The 14,384-nt window shown below is 57.6% G+C and carries 11 protein-coding genes and 1 pseudogene; 2 read left to right on the forward strand and 10 right to left on the reverse strand.

Features of this window, described 5'->3' with window-relative positions; all coding sequences use genetic code 11:
* Positions 1–50 precede the first annotated feature (50 nt).
* The 8 genes and pseudogenes from tatB to G6L01_RS08905 form a co-directional block, all read right to left on the reverse strand.
* Positions 51–743, reverse strand: a pseudogene (gene tatB / locus G6L01_RS08870) (Sec-independent protein translocase protein TatB); the annotation flags it as partial.
* Between the two features lie 94 nt (positions 744–837).
* A complete protein-coding gene (locus G6L01_RS08875) occupies positions 838–1,053 on the reverse strand; it encodes a twin-arginine translocase TatA/TatE family subunit (RefSeq protein ID WP_070164980.1) in 216 nt (71 codons plus the stop codon).
* Positions 1,054–1,232: 179 nt separating this feature from the next.
* A complete protein-coding gene (gene scpB, locus G6L01_RS08880) occupies positions 1,233–1,913 on the reverse strand; it encodes an SMC-Scp complex subunit ScpB (protein WP_234891835.1) in 681 nt (226 codons plus the stop codon).
* 41 nt (positions 1,914–1,954) lie between these two features.
* Positions 1,955–2,836: a segregation and condensation protein A gene (locus G6L01_RS08885; RefSeq protein ID WP_070164982.1), complete on the reverse strand. Its 882-nt coding sequence runs from the start codon at positions 2,834–2,836 to the stop codon at positions 1,955–1,957.
* The gene (gene nagZ, locus G6L01_RS08890; protein WP_070164983.1) at positions 2,836–3,852 is read right to left on the reverse strand and encodes a beta-N-acetylhexosaminidase; all 1,017 of its coding nucleotides are present in this window, start codon (positions 3,850–3,852) and stop codon (positions 2,836–2,838) included. Before nagZ ends, G6L01_RS08885 begins: the two co-directional genes overlap by 1 nt.
* 164 nt (positions 3,853–4,016) lie before the next feature.
* Positions 4,017–6,704 (reverse strand): SPOR domain-containing protein, encoded by a 2,688-nt coding sequence (locus tag G6L01_RS08895; protein ID WP_070164984.1) that lies wholly within the window; start codon positions 6,702–6,704, stop codon positions 4,017–4,019.
* A gap of 68 nt (positions 6,705–6,772) precedes the next feature.
* The gene (gene argS, locus G6L01_RS08900; protein ID WP_070164985.1) at positions 6,773–8,530 is read right to left on the reverse strand and encodes an arginine--tRNA ligase; all 1,758 of its coding nucleotides are present in this window, start codon (positions 8,528–8,530) and stop codon (positions 6,773–6,775) included.
* Between the two features lie 62 nt (positions 8,531–8,592).
* Positions 8,593–9,810 carry a deoxyguanosinetriphosphate triphosphohydrolase gene (locus G6L01_RS08905; RefSeq protein WP_070164986.1) on the reverse strand — a complete coding sequence of 406 codons (1,218 nt, stop codon included), beginning with the start codon at positions 9,808–9,810 and terminating at the stop codon, positions 8,593–8,595.
* 194 nt (positions 9,811–10,004) lie between these two features.
* Here G6L01_RS08905 and erpA point away from each other — a divergent pair, with 194 nt between their 5' ends.
* Together erpA and xth are read left to right on the forward strand one after the other, a co-directional pair.
* The gene (gene erpA / locus G6L01_RS08910; RefSeq protein ID WP_070150521.1) at positions 10,005–10,337 is read left to right on the forward strand and encodes an iron-sulfur cluster insertion protein ErpA; all 333 of its coding nucleotides are present in this window, start codon (positions 10,005–10,007) and stop codon (positions 10,335–10,337) included.
* A 186-nt stretch (positions 10,338–10,523) separates the two neighbouring features.
* Positions 10,524–11,318: an exodeoxyribonuclease III gene (gene xth / locus G6L01_RS08915; RefSeq protein ID WP_070164987.1), complete on the forward strand. Its 795-nt coding sequence runs from the start codon at positions 10,524–10,526 to the stop codon at positions 11,316–11,318.
* Between the two features lie 43 nt (positions 11,319–11,361).
* Here xth and exoR read toward each other — a convergent pair whose 3' ends face one another.
* Together exoR and G6L01_RS08925 are read right to left on the reverse strand one after the other, a co-directional pair.
* A complete protein-coding gene (gene exoR, locus G6L01_RS08920; RefSeq protein ID WP_060716803.1) occupies positions 11,362–12,177 on the reverse strand; it encodes an exopolysaccharide production regulator ExoR in 816 nt (271 codons plus the stop codon).
* A gap of 610 nt (positions 12,178–12,787) precedes the next feature.
* The gene (locus tag G6L01_RS08925) at positions 12,788–14,002 is read right to left on the reverse strand and encodes an OmpP1/FadL family transporter (protein WP_070164988.1); all 1,215 of its coding nucleotides are present in this window, start codon (positions 14,000–14,002) and stop codon (positions 12,788–12,790) included.
* Positions 14,003–14,384 lie beyond the last annotated feature (382 nt).

Here is a 14,384-nt window from a genome sequence, read left to right on the forward strand (position 1 = left end):
ACTGGCCTTTTGGTGCGCGTCGTCTTCGGGGGCGCACCCTTATCCGATACAGCAATGTCAGCATCAACAGAGGTTTGCGCGACAGGCGCGGTGACGGCTGCTGGCTTCAGATTTTTGACTGGCTTGGAAACAGCCTTGGCTTTTACGGCTTTTACCGCCTTAGGCGACGACATTTCAGACGTTAGCACGTCAGGCGCCGCGACATCCGACTTTGGCTTTCGCACCCGTTTCACCGGTGCTTTTTCCACTGGGGTAACAGTGTCGGCGGCTTTGACAACCGGTGCTGTCACAGGTGCTGCGGCAGCCGAACCCGGCAATTGTGGTTTTGCCAGAGTATCACCCAGCGGTGGCAGCGGCGGAAGATCTTCCGCCGTCATCGGCCGGGCCGGTTCATCCGCCAGCGGCAAGCGGCTACTCTCATCTTCAGGGAAATGATCCACCTGCGTCGAGCGCTGGAGATCGGATCTGATATCGGCACCCATCTGGCGCAGCGGGTTGATCGCCTCGCGCAGCGCATTGGCAGGGTTCAGCCGTTGGGCATCATCGATCGTGCGGCGCACGTCGTCCATGTCGGCTTCGCGCAGGGCTTCGTCAAACTGGGCGCGAAACTCGCCCGCCGTCTTGCGCAGCCGCGTTGTCATCTTGCCAAAGGCCCGCAGCATGGGCGGCAAGTCTTTCGGACCGACCACAACGATCAGCACGACCGCGATGACCAGCAATTCGCTCCAGCCAATGTCAAGCATTCTTCAGTCTCCTGAAGCCGTCGGCCAAGCGGCGACCCATTCCAGAAACAGACCGGCGCCGTCAGGCACCGGCCTCATTCAGTTTCACACATCATTATTTGTGATCGTCGGCCCGGTGGTCCACGGTCTTTGACGGATCGGCAGGCCGGGACGGCGCATCCGGGGAACTATCGTCATCCGACATGCCCTTCTTGAAGCTCTTGATGCCCTTGGCAACGTCGCCCATCAGTTCCGGGATCTTGCCGCGGCCAAACAACAACAGCACAATCGCCAGAACGATCAGCCAATGCCACATACTGAAAGAACCCATGGTCCCCACTCCTTATTGATCGGTCATACCGATGTAAGATGTTTGTGCATCTTTTTCAAATTACAAAATCTTTTACCTGCTTGGCATGGGAAATGACGGGAGGCAAGACACCGCCGCCGCCCCATCAACAGTCCCGCAGATTTTCATGAGCATTTCTACAGCCCAAGCTCAACAACAGATTACGCATCACGGGCATCGGCGGGTGCCAGCAGGCCAAGTTCCTCCAGATCCAGCTGGGTGATCGGGTCCTCATCCTCACCAAGCGCATCGCCATCCATCGGCATCGGCACATGGAAATTCGCCGGGATTCGGCCTGTCAGCAGCCCTGCCCCTTTCAATTCCTCCATGCCCGGTAGATCGCGCAATTCCTCCAGCCCGAAATGATCGAGAAAATCGCGGGTGGTGCCGAAGGTCACGGGCCGTCCCGGCGTGCGGCGACGGCCGCGAAACCGCACCCATCCTGCCTCAAGCAACACGTCAATCGTACCTTTGGAGGTCTGTACGCCTCTGATTTCCTCAATTTCCGCCCGCGTCACCGGCTGGTGATAGGCAATGATCGCCAGCACTTCCAGCGCCGCCCGCGACAGTTTGCGCACCTCGTTGTCTTCACGGCGAATGGCAAAGGCCAGATCGGCGGCGGTGCGAAATGCCCAATGCCCATCAACCCGCACCAGATTGACGCCGCGTGGCGCATAATCGGCCTGTAGCGCCTTCATCAGCCCGCCAATATCGGTGCCGCGTGGCAGGCGCTCGGCCAGAAAGCCTTCCGAGACTGGCTCTGCCGAGGCAAACACCAGTGCTTCGACGATACGTAAGGCCTCACGCTCCCGTATACCAGCAAGCCCGCCTGCCCCATCCATGGCATCGGCTTCATCTGGTTGATTGTCGCCCGTCATCGCCATCATGCTTGACCACCATCATGCGGCACCAGCATTCCCGCCGCGTCCCGGCCCTTGCCGCCCCGCATATAGATCGGCTCGAAAGCACCAGCCTGTCGAATTTCCAGCTTGCCTTCCCGCACCAGTTCCAGCGAAGCAGCAAAGGCGCTGGCAATCGCCGTGATCCGCTCCGTTGGATCGGCAAGATATTGCAGCAGATAGGCGTCCAACGCCGTCCAATCGCTAATTTCTCCAATCATCCGGTTCAACAGCGTGCGCGCATCGACCAGCGACCACACCGTGCGCCGTTCGATCGTCACCTGCGTATAGGCTTGGCGCTGGCGCAAATTGGCATAGGCAGACAGCAGGTCGTAGAGACTGGCCTCAAAGGCCGAGTTCACCCGATCCGGCACATGTTCAGGTGCGCCGCGCTGGAAGATATCACGGCCCAGCCGGTTGCGGTTGACCAGCTTTCCAGCCGCATCGCGCATCGCCTCCAACCGCTTCAGCCGGAAGGCCAGAGCTGCGGCCATTTCTTCGCCGGATGGCTCGTCGTCCTTGGCTTGCTGAGGGATCAGCAGCCGGGATTTCAGATAGGCAAGCCAGGCCGCCATGACAAGGTAATCGGCGGCAAGCTCGATGCGGATGCTGCGGGCCTGTTCGACGAACAGCAGATATTGTTCAGCCAGCGCCAGAACCGAAATCCGCGACAGGTCAACCTTTTGATTGCGGGCCAGAAATAGCAACAGATCCAGAGGGCCTTCAAAACCAGCGACGTCGATGACCAGAGACGGATCATCGCTGGCCCGCTCAATCGCCGTATCGCCCTGCCACAGCTTCTCCATCGGCGTGGCGGTGCCGCCCTTCACACTTGAAGCCAGAGCGGGGGCGACAGGTTCTACCATCACGCCACCGCCATCAGAGAGGCAAATTCCGCACGGATCACCTGTTCGTCGGCGCCGTCGTTACCGCCGAAAGCCGCCTCAACGGCCTTTACCCGCGCAAGCGCTGCCCCGGCCAGTACGGGAGCGCGCTCGGCCACCTGCACCATTTCCTCCATAATGCCGTGGCAATGCAGCAGAACGTCGTTACCAGCGGCAATCACCGCCGCTGCCCGCTCGGAAATCGTCCCTTTAAGGGCATTCATCGACAGATCGTCATTCATCAGCAGCCCCTGGAACCCGATCAGTCCCCGGATTACCTCATCTACGACAATGGATGAGGTCGAGGCCGTATAATCTGGGTCATAGGCAGAATAGACCACATGCGCGGTCATCGCCATTAATTCACCGTTGAGCCGCTGGAAGGGCGGGAAATCATGTGCCTCCAGCTCGGCCCGCGAGGCTGTGACCACCGGCAATTCATGGTGAGAATCGGCCATGCCCCGGCCATGGCCGGGAATATGCTTGACCGTTGGCAGCACACCGCCCGCCTTCAACCCAGCCGCCGCTGCCTCGCCCAGCGCTCCAACGGTGTCAGGATCGAAACCATAGGCGCGGTTGCCAATCACATTGCTGGCGCCTTCGACCGGCACGTCCACCACCGGCAGGCAATCGACATTGATGCCGTAGCGCATAAGATCAAAGGCATGCAGCCGCGACATCAGCCAGGCGGCGCGAATCCCCTTCTCCTCGTCTTGACGGTAAAGCGCACCGATCTCGGCACCCGATGGATAGCGCGGACACATCGGCTCGCGGATACGCTGAACGCGCCCGCCCTCCTGATCGATCAGCACCGGCGCATTGCGCCCGGCAACCGTATCGCGCATCTGCGCAACCAGATCGCTGATCTGCGCACCGTCAAGGCAATTGCGCCCGAACAGAATGAAGCCCCAGGGCTGGTGCTCTCTAAAGAACGCCTGCTCATCGAGGGTCAGAGCCGGGCCGGAACAGCCCAAAATCATAGCTTTTGCGTGGGTCATGGCCAGACAATAGTCCAGCTTTGCGAAAAGCCGAGGGCAAAGCGCCGATCATGCACAGGAATCCACGAAAAAAGCAGCAGAAAGGGCGCTAATCTGTGGGAATAGCGCCCTTAAACGATGTCGCATTCAATCAAAGAGAACCGTAAAAGGCTCCCTGTGCGCCTTTAGCGTACCACCATGCAATTTCCGCCAGCGCCGCGATACCGTTCGCAGAGCGACACGGCTTCATCCTTGCTGCCAGCCGGGATACGGACACGGTAATAGGTGCCCTTGCCCGGAATTTCGGCGGCCTTGATATCGACGCCCCGACCACCGATCACGCTGCCGAATTTAGCCGACAGGTTCTTGTAGCTTTTCTGGGCATCGGCTTCGCTTGGCAGCGAAGAGATCTGAACCAGATAACCACCGGAGCCAGCAGCCGTGCTGGCTGACGCAGGAGGTGCAGAAACAGGCGTAGCAGCTGGCATTGGCTTGGCTGCCGCCGCTGTCTGCACTGGGGAAGACGCCGGTCTGTTGCGCGGAACCGGCATATTGGGAGCCGGAACGCCAGCACTATCCTGGGCGGCATCCGGTGCAGCCGTTGCCGTATCGGCGGAGGCCATGGCCTGTTCCACGCTCTGCGGAGCAGCAGATCCCGGCTGGGCCGCAGCTGGCTGAGGAGTACCACCTTGGGCGGTCGATGGCTGGGAAGCCGCAGGCTGCTGGGCAGGGGTTTCCTGCGCCACCAGCGAGCCGTCCGGCCGCACAATCATGGTTTTCACCTTGCGGGGCGAAAGGCTTTGGTGGTCGCCCTGCTTGGCAGCATCGCCCGGCTGGCCATTCTGCCCCGTCTGCGCGGCATCGCCGTTCATACCGGCCCCGTTTATACCGGCATTGTCAGCCTCGGATTCCTGTTCCAACGGCAAATTGTCAGGCTCCAGCGTGCGCTGGGCGACATCCACCGGCTCTTCCTGCGAAGAGATCAGGCTCTTTTGCTGAGGCTGGTCAGGAGCCGAACCAGACACCCTGTCATAGACCGCCTTATTCTGGTTCGGAACGGACTTGCCACCGGGATCGGCAGGCACGACCTTGACCGGCCCCTTGTCAGCCATCACCACTTTCGGTTCGCTGGAGCTGAACGTTTCGCCCCCACTGGTCTTCATCCAGGCATAGACGCCGCCACCGCCAACCAGCACGACCACCGCTGCCGCAGCCATCGCCACCCAGCGGCGCGAACCGCGCGGCTCTTCGTAATCGTCATAATCCTCGGCCTCCAGTGGAGTCGGCACAGGACCACCGGGTCTGGCACCAAAACTATGGGGACCATCGAGGCTCTTGCGAAAATCTTCCTCCAGTGCCTTTTCGAACACGTCGAAATCATCACTGGGCATATTCTTGACCTGCTCGGCCAAGGGCGGCATGGGCGCTACCGGCGCAGCAACAGCCGCCGTGGCCGCGACCTGCGCGGCTTTTGATGGTGCAGATGCCGAACGCGGCTCTACCGTCTGATCCAGCAATGTCGCCAGTTCGGAATCGATATCGAAATCGTAATCCTGCCGATAGGTGGCAGGCGCAGCATCCTCCACAGGCGGCAAATCGGGAACGTCCAGATGGACGACCGCTTCCAGGTGTTCGTCTTGATCGGAAATTTCGGCGGCATCAAACGGCAGCGGAACGGGTTCACTCACATGCTGCGGCCCCGTTTCAGCAATGGGCGCTGTCGCGCGAACAGGTGCAGCCTCGGCAGGACGGGACGGCTGATGCATAGCAGGACCAGCAACGGCAGCTGCGACGGGCTGCGGCTTCCTCTGCTCTGTCACCGGTGGCGCGGACTCAGCCTCCAGCTCGGATAGATCGAGTTCGATCTCTTCCAGATCGAAATCAAAATCGCCACCGAAAGGATCGGCCTCCTGCTGGGCGAGAGATGGTTCGTCCGGGATTTCTGGCTGATGGTCATGGCGTAAGGACGCTGCCTGAGGTTCGAATTGAGGCTCTTGCACCGAATAGGCCGAAGCTGCGACGGGTCGAGCTTCCACCTCTTCATTGCGCGCCAGGGCATCGAAAAAGCTCGGAACCTCCCGCGATGGCGGGGCAAGCGGTGCACCTGCGAAAACCGAATGGGCAACAGGCTGGAAAAGCGGCGGTTCACGGCGCTGGGCAAAAGCATCCTGCGTGCGCGCGGCCTGTACTGGTGATCGCGACGCTTCGGGGCTGAACCCAAAATCGAAATCCTGCTCCATCTCCGGAACATCACGCTCCGGGTGGATAACAGGGGCAGCCGCTTCAACCGGCGCAGGCTCCATCACCGGCTCATGCCGCTGGCGGGTCTGCTCTTCATGGCGAGCCGCACTGGAGCGCGAGGCACCAGCACTGACCGGATTGAAATTGGCAAGCGGCAGACGATGACGCCCATAGCCTTCGGTTGGATCGGCTCCGCCGGAACGGGCCGATGGCGGTTCTACCGCCACGTCACCAACCGACCACTCAAGTTCATCTGCAAGAGATATGTCCGACGCAGAAGAGCCGGCAGACGCAGGAGCCTCAGCACCACCGAATGATACCGGCTCGTGCGCCGATACCGCTTCATGGGAATATCCGGCCGACGGCTGGGATACGCCGACATAGGCAGGCGCATCAACGTAACCGTCAAGATCCTGAAGCAGCTCGTCCTGCAAATTGACCTGATCATGCGCTGGCGAATGCCGGTGCGGCTCGGGTGCCACAGGCGGAGTCATATTCGGAGTCATGGGAGGGTCACGACGCGCCACCGGCGCATCGTAGCCGACGAGACGGGCCAGCTCTGCCAACGGATCGTCATCCGCAAACGCACTGCCTGCTGGATCCCTGCTATATGCAGCCTGTTTTTGCACCATAACCCTACACTTCCACTCGCTACGCGACCATCGGCTTGCCAGCGCAATGTGGGGAATTGGTGACGATACTATCGCATCTCTTGCGGAGCATCCGTGCCGGTAATGGCCAATCCGGACTGCAACACAGAAGCGACAGCATGCACCAGCCCAAGTCTGGCAAGACTTGATTGTCGGTTTTTATCGTTAACAAATCGTAATTCCGGCTGATCCTTGCCCTTATTCCAGTGAGCATGGAACGAACTAGCCAGATCGTAAAGATAAAATGCGATGCGATGCGGTTCCATTGACTGGGCCGAAGCTTCAATGATTCGCGGGTATTCCGCAAGCTTAGCAATCAATTGTACTTCGCTCGGCTCGGTAATACCAGCCACGGCAGCTTCCAGAATGTCAGGCGAAAGATCGATATCGCCGAAAGCTTCGCGCGCCTGACGGAAGATCGACATGCAACGGGCATGAGCATATTGCACGTAGAAGACCGGATTGTCCTTGGACTGTTCCGTCACTTTGGCAAAGTCGAAGTCCAACGGCTCGCTGCTCTTGCGGTAAAGCATCATGAAGCGCACCGAATCGCGGCCAACTTCCTCGACCACGTCGCGCAACGTCACGAAATCGCCCGACCGCTTCGACATCTTGACCGGCTCGCCATCGCGATAAAGCTTGACGAGCTGGCAGAGCAGCACCGTCAACTTGGCTTTGCCCTCGGACACAGCCTTGGCCACTGCCTCCAGCCGCTTGACATAACCGCCATGGTCGGCGCCCAGAACATAGATCATCCGGTCGAAACCGCGATCATACTTATCCTTGAAATAGGCGACGTCGGCGGCAAAGTAGGTATAGCTGCCATCCGACTTGATCAGTGGACGGTCGATATCGTCGCCAACTTCGGTGGAGCGAAACAGCGTCTGCTCGCGATCTTCCCAATCTTCAGGCAATTGTCCCTTCGGCGGCGGCAGCGTACCGCGATAGACATGGCCCTTGAAGGTCAGATCGTTGATCGCGGTGCGGATCGCGGCAGCCCCATTGGCATGCAATTGCCGCTCGGAGTAAAACAAGTCGTGATGCACATTAAGGGCTGCGAGGTCCTCACGGATCATCACCATCATCGCATCGATGGCGCGATCCTTGACGATATCCATCCACTGCTCTTCCGGCATGTTGTGCAGACGCACGCCGTATTCCTGAGCCAGCGCCTCGCCGACCGGTATCAGATAATCGCCAGGATATAGGCCAGCCGGGATATCGCCGACAGCCTCGCCCAGCGCCTCGCGGTAGCGCAGGAAAACGGAGCGGGCCAGCACGTCGATCTGCGAGCCCGCATCGTTGATGTAATATTCCTTGGTAACGCCATAACCGGCAAATGCCAGAAGATTGGCCAGCGCATCGCCGACCACGGCACCCCGGCAATGGCCGACATGCATCGGCCCTGTCGGATTGGCCGAGACATATTCGACATTGACCTTGCGGCCAGCGCCGGTTTGCGAGCGGCCGAAATCCGTACCTTCCGCAATCACATTGGCCAGCAGCCGCTGCCAATAGGCAACGGACAGGCGGATATTCAGGAAGCCGGGACCGGCCACGGAAACCTCGGCAATATCCGCATCTTCCTTGAGCTTTTCACCGATCAGATCGGCCAGAACCCTGGGGCTGACGCCGAGCGGCTTGGCCAGAACCATCGCTGCATTGGTTGCGGCATCGCCGTGGCTTGCATCGCGCGGCGGCTCGACTACGATCCGCTCGAACGATAGCTCACTTCGCTTTTCCTTTACAAGATCAAGGGTTTCCAGCGCAGCTTTGATTCGATTTTCGAAATCGGCGAACAGGTTCATGAGGATCAATCCAGACAGATGCAGGTCGAGGCCAGCCCAACAGGCGGCGTTTCGCCCGCTGCCTAGCGCAAATCGGGTGTATGGTCAAACAGCTGCCGGTGGACACGCACCGCATAAGTGTCGGTCATCCCGGCCAGAAAATCGCCGACATGGCGGGCTTTGGCGGGCGTTTCGAGGCCTGCCGTATGCTCCACCCAATAGTCACTGCGCATCAGGGTCGGATCGGCCATATAGGCATTGAACAGATCCGTGACGATCTGGGCGGCACCAGCGCGAATGCGCATGATATCAGGATGCCTGTAGATTTTCGAAAACAGCAGTTTCTTGATCTGCCGGTCGGTCTCGGCCATTCCTTCCGAAAAGGTAATCACGGTTTCACCCGCCTGGCGAATATCGTCAGCCGACATCGGGCGAATACGCGATAGCCGCTCCTGGGCCACCGCAATCACATCCTCCACCATCCGGGTAATCTGACGGCGCATGATTTCATGGGTAAACCGGTCGGCCTCCAAATTTGGATAACGGTCGCGCACATCACGCATCAGACCAGCCAAAAACGGCACATCCTCAAGCATATCAAACGTCAGATAGCCGGAGCGCAGGCCATCGTCGATGTCATGGGTGTTATAGGCAATGTCGTCGGCGACGGCGGCGGCCTGGGCTTCCAGGCTGGCATGGCTGGCAATATCGAGATCCTGCATCTCACAATATTCTGTTATCGGCAAAGGCACCGGTCCGCGCGTCCCCTCACCGGCCGCATTCATCAGCGGCCCATTGTGCTTGACGAGGCCCTCCAGCGTTTCCCAGGTCAGGTTAAGGCCATCGAATTCGGCGTAGCGGCGCTCCAGTTTGGTAACGATCCGCAGCGATTGAGCATTGTGATCGAAGCCACCATAGGGTTCCAACAATTCGTGCAGCGCATCCTCGCCGGTATGACCGAACGGTGTGTGGCCGAAATCATGCACCAGAGCCACGCCTTCGGCCAGATCCTCATCAATGCGAAAGGCGCGGGCCAGCGCCCGAGCAATTTGCGCCACCTCGATCGTGTGGGTCAGGCGGGTGCGGTAATGGTCACTGTCGGGGCCGATGAACACCTGCGTCTTGTGCTTGAGGCGGCGAAAAGCGGTGGTATGGACGATGCGGTCACGGTCGCGCTGGAAATCGGATCGGGTCAGGCTGCTGCCCTCCGGATAGAGCCGCCCGCGCGAATTCCAGGGATCGGCAGCAAAAATCGCCCGTTCTCCAACACCGAATCCCAATGCATTTCTATCGATTGTCATGCCTGCTCTTCATCCTGCCCATTGACGCTCTCGCCTATGGTTCATACCTATAGGAAAATCCCGTGCAAGGCACCGGTTTCCTCTTTATAATGACCTAACTTCCTGCCAATTTTTGCTGCTTTGTAGTGAAGTTGACAGGTAAAAATAGACAAACCCCAGGTTTCTACGGGCCTTGAACCCGTCAGGAGGCAAAAATGACCACGCAGACAGTTACAGTTTCGGAAAACGCAGCCAAGCGCATCGCCAAAATCGTCTCCAGCGAACAGGACAAACACGCTCTGCGCGTCTCTGTCGAAGGCGGCGGCTGTTCCGGCTTTTCCTATAAATTCGACTTGGATCAGGGCCCGCAGGATGGCGATCTGGTGATCGAAAGGGACGGCGCCACGCTGCTGATCGATCCGGTATCACTGGTCTACATGGCCGGGTCGGAAATCGATTTTGTTGACAATCTCATGGGCCAATCCTTCCAGATCACCAATCCCAATGCGGTGGCCAGCTGTGGCTGCGGTACCAGCTTTGCCATGTGAGGCTTTTGTGGGTTCCGCATAATTCTCCGTGGCAAACGATGGGCTTTCAGATAAAACTCAGGCCTGAACCTCGAGTTTGTCAGGTTCATACTGAACCAGAAAAACTCTCGATTACTTTGTTTTCGTTTGTCTTTTCGGGAAAACCGTATTCCACTTTTCCCTGACAAACTCTAGGACATCCCACCGATGAAAATTGCCACCTGGAACATCAATGGCGTGAAAGCACGCCTTGCCAATCTCTGCCAATGGCTGGAAAGCTCATCTCCAGACATCGTCTGCCTCCAGGAAATCAAATCCGTCGATGAAGGCTTTCCACGCGCCGAGATCGAGGCTTTGGGTTATCATGTGGAAACCCATGGCCAGAAGGGCTTCAACGGCGTCGCGCTTCTGTCGAAAATCAGGCCGGACGAGGTCAATCGTGGCCTGCCCGGCGACGAGGCCGATGAACAGGCGCGCTTTATCGAGGGCGTATTTTCGGTGGCCGAGGGCGTATTGCGGGTCTGCTCGCTTTACCTCCCCAACGGCAATCCCTCCGACGATCCGGTGAAATACCCCTACAAGCTGGCCTGGATGGCGCGGTTGCAACGTTTTGCAGCGGATCGGCTTGCCCTGGAAGAACCGCTTATTCTCGCAGGCGACTATAACGTCATCCCGCATCCGCATGATTGCTTCGACCCGGCGGTCTGGGCCAATGACGCGCTTTTCCTGCCCCAAACCCGCGCCGCATTCCAGTCCCTCGAAAATCTGGGACTGACCGATGCTGTCCGTGCCACGACGGATGCAACAAAACTCTACTCATTCTGGGATTATCAGGCTGGCGCCTGGCAGAAGAACAACGGCATTCGCATCGATCACCTTCTGCTCTCGGCAGAAGCCACCGACCGACTGGTCTCGACAGAGATCGAAAAGCATGTGCGCAGCTGGGAAAAGCCCTCAGACCATGTTCCGGTTATCGGGCATTTCAATTTCGTCGCAGCATAGAGGGTTTCTAACGGGTTAGCCCGTTCCTAGCGGGCCAGCCCGTTCAGGGCTGTTCCTGCACCTGCGGCACGAGCGCCACGGCAACGCGACGATCCTTTTCATCGGCAAGCGAGAAGGCGCGCTCCTGGAGATCCTCGATCCACGGGCAATCCTTCGGCGCGCATTTATCGAGCGCCGCCGTCAGGAAGGCGAGGCCACGGGCCGCCTGCCCTTCTTCAAAAATCACATCGCCAAACAGCGCCATTGCACCGGCATGGCCGTTCTTGCGGGCAAGGTTAAGCCATTTCTTGGCCTGCTGAACGTTGCGTTTGCCGCCCTCGCCCGCCAGCAGCATTTTCGCCAGTTCGAACTGGGCTTCAGGAAAACCAAAGGCAGACGCCGCTTGAAAATAAAGCTGGCGGGCCTGGACCAGATCGGACTTCACTGGGCTGCCGGCAATGCCCTGCTGGTAATAGCTGGCAAGGGAGATCAGGGCATTGACGAAATAGACCGTGTCCTCCGACCCTGGCTCTACACCCTGGTTGGCAATTTCGGAATAGATCTTGAAGGCTTCATAATCGTTTTTAACGACACCATCGCCATCGGCATACATATTGGCCAGCGCCCAGCGCGATCCGGTATGACCTTTTTCAGCCGCATACCGATAGGCTTCAACGGCATCCTGTGTCTTGCCGCTCTTTTGAGCGTTGAAGCCGAACTTGAAAAGGTCGAAGGGACCGGACTCCCTGGAGACACCGGCCTTGAAGTCGAAGGCATGGGCACAGCCCGTATAAAACAGATTGCCGAGCGCCAATGACAGCAGCAGAAAGGCTGAAGACTGTCCGATTGTCCGCCCCTGATTACCGTAAACCTTAAACATTTCCACGACCAAAGGCCCTTCTACGCACAAGCGAAGGATTTACGACAGCGCCAGAGCCAACAACGTCCGCAGCCGGGTACAGATCCAAATCCCATAAAGAACGCAACCAGATTGAAATCCGGTAAATTATTCTTCGCGTTCTCTCGATTTTCCCCAACATAAAGTGCCTTTCGGGCGAGAAAGCGGCCTGAGACCTGAAACTGCGGCCGGTATACTGCTCCACGCTTTTTGCTGTGCCGAATAAGTCGGAGCCTCCTGAAAAACCGAGGTTTTTCCTCCGAACCCATCTTCTTTCGACCAAGCAAGCGCAGGGATTGCACACCCGGAACTTCGCAACGATCTTGTGCTGCGCTCTCTTTGTGGCGGGAAATAGACATTTTAGCACTGAGAGGATTACGGTGGAGAGGATATGGAACATGTTGCAAATAGAGCACAGATCTACGGACGGCCCGACATCAAGCAGAGGACATATTTTGCAACATGACGTACAAGCATATGGAGTTTCTACCCATGCGCTAATGATAGACAAAGGGCGCGGTCGCTCGGTAGTGAACAACCACGCCCATTTTTATAGTTCAAAACTATCAGACCTCAAAGATAGATCGATCGATTAGAATTTGACCTTCAGGTTAGCGGACAGCGCGCTGACGACATCGTTGCCGAAAGAATAAGTGGCGTCATCCCCGTATGTTTGACCATTGATCACAACGGTTCCTGATTTACCGCTGGTCAACAAACCAACCAGGCCGGCCAGCCGCATTTCGACATTCTTGGTCGGCGAATACATCACCGCAGCGCCCACTGCCCATGTATCGGTCTGGGTGCCATAGCCTTGCGACGTGCCACGATCCCAACTCAGGCTTAGAGCACCGCTCCACTGTTCATTAAATTTATGGCCCAGGCCGCCGACCACGGTAACACCATCGCGATAACCAAGGTCCAGCGATGTCACCGCTGTGCTGGTTCCCTTAATGTAGAATGGAATCGACTGGAACTGGCTCCAATCGGCCCATTTGACCGAGCCGAAGGCCAGCCAATCGGGTGCAATGCCGCTTTGGACTTTTAGCTCCAAAGTGTCGGGCATATTCTGCGATCCGTAGACATTGTAAGTCGAACCATTAACCTGGCTAAGATCCAGCGTACCGGTAATGTTATCGAGCTTGACTTCACTGTTATAAACCAAGCTGGCTCGGAAAGCATATTCGGGAATTTCGTAGGCAACACCGGCCCGCCATCCCCAGCCGTCGCCCTTCAATTCCAAATGGCCAATACCATTGCCGAACGGCGTAGCTGCATCGGGCACCACAAGGCGATCCTTGAAGCCGCTGACCTCCTGGTAGAAGCCGCCACCGATCAAGCGAATCTGACCTGGACCGGCATCAAAACGATAAGAGCAAGTGAGCGCATAATTTTCGCTTTTGATCTTGGTTTCGACATTGCTGTTGGCCCCAACCCAGTTTGAGCCTGGCTTGCTGTGAGCTCCCCACGGTTCGGAATAATCCACAAGGCAGTCGACGGCGCTCCCGATCGCGGCTTTCATACCGATGCGGGAATTCCAATAATTTTCGGTGTCGCGAACAGATGTACTACCCCCACCGGCGCCGTTCGACCCCAGGCCGTCGCTTGAATCGACATCCTTTACGTTCTTCAGCTTGCGGTCTGGCATCACATACACTGTGGAACCTTCGGCTGTGGCTGTCGAAGGATCGAACAGGAGATCGATATTGTAACCGCCCCGCTCAAGACCCCCTGCCAGGGCCGCCGTGCTGGAAAGCGTCGTCGCGACCAAAGCCAGAACGCCCCGCGTAATTTGTTTTTTTGACATGTCCCCTCCACACATAGGAATTTTGTTGAATGAAGCCTAACCTATTAAAACTAAATGACAACTTCACGAAACACTACTGCAGCGCACCATATGAAGGGATCGTTTTACGTAAGGTCTTATTAACGCCGCAAAATTGACAAATTGAAAGGAACGTTTTGCGTTAAACTGGGATTATCCCCGAGTTTACGGAATAATATTTTACATTTCTTCACAACCGTTGCGAAACAGCAACGCAGCCTCTATTCATCATTCCTAAGATTTCAACGGTATTTTTTGCAGCGCAAAAACAGCATTCCGCTGGAAAACCACAGGGCAGGAATGGGCTTGTCAGGGATAAAAAAATACCCGAGGGCGCTTGCACCTTCGGGTCCCGATCACAATG

The sequence above is a fragment of the Agrobacterium vitis genome (assembly GCF_013337045.2).
Classification (GTDB): Bacteria; Pseudomonadota; Alphaproteobacteria; order Rhizobiales; family Rhizobiaceae; genus Allorhizobium; species Allorhizobium vitis_B.